6 protein-coding genes are annotated in these 4,330 nt (G+C 65.6%); 3 read left to right on the top strand and 3 right to left on the bottom strand.

Features of this window, described 5'->3' with window-relative positions; genetic code table 11:
* The 3 genes from EOA24_RS28970 to EOA24_RS28980 all read left to right on the top strand — a co-directional run.
* On the top strand, positions 1-391 hold a 391-nt coding region (locus tag EOA24_RS28970), incomplete at its 5' end, for a TAXI family TRAP transporter solute-binding subunit (protein WP_127410336.1).
* A 232-nt stretch (positions 392-623) separates the two neighbouring features.
* On the top strand, positions 624-2,720 hold the full coding sequence (locus EOA24_RS28975; protein WP_126080296.1) for a TRAP transporter permease: 2,097 nt from the start codon (positions 624-626) through the stop codon (positions 2,718-2,720).
* On the top strand, positions 2,717-3,094 hold the full coding sequence (locus tag EOA24_RS28980; protein WP_126080295.1) for a DUF1850 domain-containing protein: 378 nt from the start codon (positions 2,717-2,719) through the stop codon (positions 3,092-3,094). Before EOA24_RS28975 ends, EOA24_RS28980 begins: the two co-directional genes overlap by 4 nt.
* 135 nt (positions 3,095-3,229) lie before the next feature.
* On the opposite strand, the gene EOA24_RS28985 is transcribed toward EOA24_RS28980, so the two are convergent.
* Genes EOA24_RS28985 through EOA24_RS28990 form a run of 3 tightly spaced genes read right to left on the bottom strand, consistent with a single transcriptional unit; the run spans position 3,230 to position 4,003 of the window.
* Positions 3,230-3,676: a thiol-disulfide oxidoreductase DCC family protein gene (locus EOA24_RS28985; RefSeq protein WP_126080294.1), complete on the bottom strand. Its 447-nt coding sequence runs from the start codon at positions 3,674-3,676 to the stop codon at positions 3,230-3,232.
* 52 nt (positions 3,677-3,728) lie between these two features.
* Positions 3,729-3,854 (bottom strand): hypothetical protein, encoded by a 126-nt coding sequence (locus EOA24_RS43975; RefSeq protein ID WP_281059906.1) that lies wholly within the window; start codon positions 3,852-3,854, stop codon positions 3,729-3,731.
* 2 nt (positions 3,855-3,856) lie between these two features.
* Positions 3,857-4,003, bottom strand: a complete 147-nt coding sequence (locus EOA24_RS28990; protein WP_126080293.1) for a hypothetical protein — start codon at positions 4,001-4,003, stop codon at positions 3,857-3,859.
* Positions 4,004-4,330 lie beyond the last annotated feature (327 nt).

Below are 4,330 nucleotides of genomic sequence, written 5' to 3' on the forward strand. Positions count from 1 at the left end.
CGACGCCACCTTGCAGTCGGCCGGCCTCGGCGTCGCCTCCATCCGCGATCTCGCAACTTCCGTGCCGATCAACGTCGTCGCCGTGCCGGCCGAGGACGTCGCCAAGATCGGGGCGCCCTATCTTTCCGTGGTCATCCCGAAAGGCACCTATGAAGGCCAGGCGGAAGATGTCCCGACCGCCGCGGTGGGCAACTTCCTGATCACCCGCGCCGACGTCTCCGACGAGACCGCCTATCAGATGACCAAGCTCTTGTTCGAGCATCTCGACCAGCTCACCGCCGCTCATGCCGCCGCCAAGGCGATCGATCCGGCCAAGGCGCTGGACGGCATGCCCGTGGCGCTGCATCCCGGCGCTGAGCGCTACTACAAGGAAAAGGGCCTGCTGAAATAGGCCCTCACCATCGAGGAAGGGCTATCGCATAGCGCAGCGCCAGCCCCCTCATCCGGCCGCTTCGCGGCCACATTCTCCCCGGTGGGGAGAAGAGGTTGGCAGCGACGCCGACAATCTCCTCTCCCCTCGGGGAGAGGTCAGCCGAGCGAAGCGGAGGCTGGGCGAGGGGGAGCGCCATACGTGGTTTCCCTCCCCTCAACGGAGAACGGTATTGCCCGTCAGGAACCCGCCAATGACCGAGACCCCGACCGTTCTTTCCCCCGCCGCCGAAGAACAGGTCGAAGGGCTGCCGCCGGGCTTCGGCGACGGCCTCGCTGGCAAGGCCGCCTTTGCCATCGCCGTCGCCTTCTCCGTCTTCCAGATCTACATCGCCGCTTATGGCAGCCTGCCTAGCCAGGTGGTGCGGGCCATGCATGTCGGCTTCCTGCTGCTGCTCGGTTTCGGCCTGATCGCCAATTTGCGCGCCACCGGCCTGGCGGCGAAGGCGGCGTTCTGGACGCTCGGCGTGCTGGGCTTCGCAACCGGTCTTTACAACTGGGTCTTCTATGCCGACCTCATCCGCCGTTCCGGCTTCCTCACCACGCCGGACCTGGTCGTCGGCACGCTGCTGGTGGTGCTGGTCTTCGAGGCCGCGCGACGGCTGATGGGTCTGCCGCTGGCGGTGATCGCCTTCATCTTCCTCGCCTATTGCTTCGTCGGCAATCATTTGCCGCCGCCCTTCATCCATCGCGGCTATGATTTCGCGCAGCTGGTCGACACCTTCGCCTTCGGCACCGAGGGCATATACGGCACGCCGGTCTATGTCTCGGCCGCTTATATCTTCATCTTCGTCGTCTTTGCCGCCTTCCTCGAACGTGCAGGCATGATCGCGCTGTTCAACGATTTCGCGCTCGGCCTCGTCGGCTCATGGCGCGGCGGCCCGGCGCAGGTCTGCGTGCTCTCCTCCGCGCTGATGGGCACCATCTCCGGTTCGGGCGTCGCCAATGTCGTCGCCAGCGGCCAGTTCACCATTCCGCTGATGAAGCGCTTCGGTTTCCGCTCGGCCTTTGCCGGCGCGGTCGAGGCGACCTCCTCGATGGGAGGCCAGATCATGCCGCCGGTCATGGGGGCCGTCGCCTTCATCATGGCCGAGACGCTGAACATCCCTTATGCCGAGGTCGTCAAGGCGGCGATCATCCCGGCGCTGCTCTATTTCGGCGCCTGTTTCTGGCAGGTGCATCTGGAGGCCGGCAAGGCCGGGCTGCATGGCATGGCCAAGGCCGAGTTGCCCAATCCCTGGGAGGCGGTGCGAAAGCACTGGCCGCTCGTGCTGCCGCTCGCCGTGCTGGTCTATCTGCTCTTTGCCGGCTACACGCCGATCTTCGCCGGCACGATGGGCCTGGCGCTGACCATCGTGCTCATCCTCGGCACACCGCTGGCGGCACTGATCGGACCGCTCGCCTTCCGCGTCGTCTTCTGGCTGGCCCTCGGGCTTGCCGCCGCGTCCTTCATGCGCTTCGGTGTCAATGTGCTGAGCCTCGTCATCGCGGCGCTCGTCATTGCCTGCCTCGCCTTCAAGGGTGGGCGCGAGACGCTGCGCATCTGCGTCGATTCGCTTGCCGAAGGGGCCAAGAACGCGCTGCCCGTCGGTATCGCCTGCGCTATCGTCGGCATCGTCATCGGCACGCTGACGCTCACCGGCATCGCCTCCACCTTCATCGGCTGGATCATCTCCATAGGCGAGAACAATCTGTTCCTGTCGCTGGTGTTGACCATGCTCACCTGCCTGGTGCTCGGCATGGGCATTCCGACGATCCCCAACTACATCATCACCTCCTCGCTTGCCGGTCCGGCGCTGCTGTCGCTCGGCGTGCCGCTGGTGGTCAGCCACATGTTCGTCTTCTATTTCGGCATCATGGCGGACCTGACGCCGCCGGTGGCGCTCGCCGCCTTCGCCGCCGCGCCCATGGCCAAGGAAAGCGGGTTGAAGATCGGCATCCAGGCGACCAAGCTCGCCATTGCCGGCTTCGTCGTGCCGTTCATGGCCGTCTACACGCCGGCCCTCATGCTACAGGACGCCGGCCCGATCGCGACCTCGTTCGGCTATCCCGTCGAGGTCGCCTATATCGTCGCCAAGGCCTGCATGGGCATTGTGCTGTGGGGCGCCGCCGCCGTCGGCTTCCTCGCCCGGCGCATGGCCTTGTGGGAGCGTCTGGTCGCTTTCGCAGCCGGCCTGCTCCTGGTGGTCGCGTTGCCGCTCACCGATGAGACCGGCTGGGCGCTGGCCCTGGCGTGGATCGGCTGGCATTGCTGGCGCGCGCGCCGGCTGTCCACGGCCGGCGCCGCATGAGCCTATGCATCCTCGCCGCCGGCAAGACGGTGACGCTCGCCGCCGCCGCCTTCACCCTGTCCTGGACACATTCGGTGGAACGCACGCGCTGGCAGGAGGATTGGAAAGTGTCGCCCGCCGGGCTGCAGGTCGTCGAGGCGCGGGTGAAAGGCTCCGGCGCCGGCATGGAGCCGCCCGAGGGCTCGGTGCTGCGGGAAGGCTGGTGGGTCTATCAGCCGCGTCTCGGACCCCAGCCGCGTCTGGTGCTCGCGGCGTCGGGCGCCACCGGGGAAGGCTGGACGCTGTGCACGGTCATGGGTTGCCGAGAGCTGGGCGGGACGGCCGGCGAACCCACCGTGCTCGAACCGTGCGCCGGCTCGAGCCAGCCGCGATAGCGCACGATCAGCCCGGCCACCCCGCCGATCTTAAAGCATGTCTCCCGAAAGTGGGAACCGGTATCGGGATAAAGACATGCGTAAAATCAAAAAACCTAAAGCGCATGGAGCGAATCTGAAAGATCGCGACGCGCTTTAGCCGATCAACCGCTCCCGCAACTCGGCAGATGGTATCTCGCAGCTGTCCTTGCGGCCGAACAGCGCGTAGCGATTCCTGGCGACGCGGTCGTAGAGCCAGTCGCGCAACGGTCGCGGCAGGATGAGCAGCGTCTTGGCCGCGCGCCATGGCCAGCCGAGCGCGGCCATGACCGCGACGAAACTGTCGAGTTTGGTGAAGGGGGCGCCGTCGATGATGGCGAGGTTGCTGTCGTAATCGTCGGTCGGCAGGCCGTGCCGGTGAAACAGCGACTCGCCGAGCGGCGATTGCGCCGTGGCGAAGCGGAAGCGTTTTTCCCGGTCGAGTTTCAGGACGAGTTGGACGAAGCCCGAGCAGAACACACAGACGCCGTCAAAGACGATCAGCGGCTGCCGGGCGTCATAGGTTTGGCGCGGTAAGGTGGGACTTTTGGGCAGGTCGGTCATGGCGGCCCCGGCTGCTTAATGTCATTAGACATTAAGCCGGCCGGCGGCGGCGTCAAAGTCGCGGCGTTGTCGCACGCCAGTTGGCGGCGAGCACAAGGCGCTCGACGCGATAGGTGGTGGCGCGCTGGTCGGCGGCCGGCCGGCAGATGCGGCTGTGGTGGGCGCGTAGCCGGGTCATGATCAGTTCGCGCCGACGCCCAGCGAATTGCCGCGGCGCGCGCAGGCCGGCCCCGGGCCGCGCATGTAATAGCGCTCCGGCCGGTAGGTCGGCGCAACGAATTCGCGAATGGCGGCGGCGTAGCCTGTAATGTGGTTCCAGAAGTTCATTTTAACTGTCCCTGTCCCGCTTTCGGATGTCCCGTCCGAATTGTTCGAGAGCATAGCGTCGAGGCGTGAATAGTCGGTGAACGTGATGTTAATTTCTGGTCCGAAACTCGTTGCATCGTGGCCGGATTGCGGCTGATTCGCGGTGTTTCGGTGCCTTTCGTCGCCTTTCCGCGTCGTGTGACTTTTGCATCACATATGTTTCGTTCCGATGTCGCTTGGCCGCGCTTCCGTTTCACCTTCGTCCGACGGCAGGAAATTTCCTTTCGCGGGTCCGGGCGGACAGGAACCTGTCCCGGAAGACGACGTTGATCCGCAAGGGCCGGGATG

Origin of the sequence: Mesorhizobium sp. M2A.F.Ca.ET.039.01.1.1 (genome assembly GCF_003998035.1) — a bacterium.
Classification (GTDB): Bacteria; Pseudomonadota; Alphaproteobacteria; order Rhizobiales; family Rhizobiaceae; genus Mesorhizobium.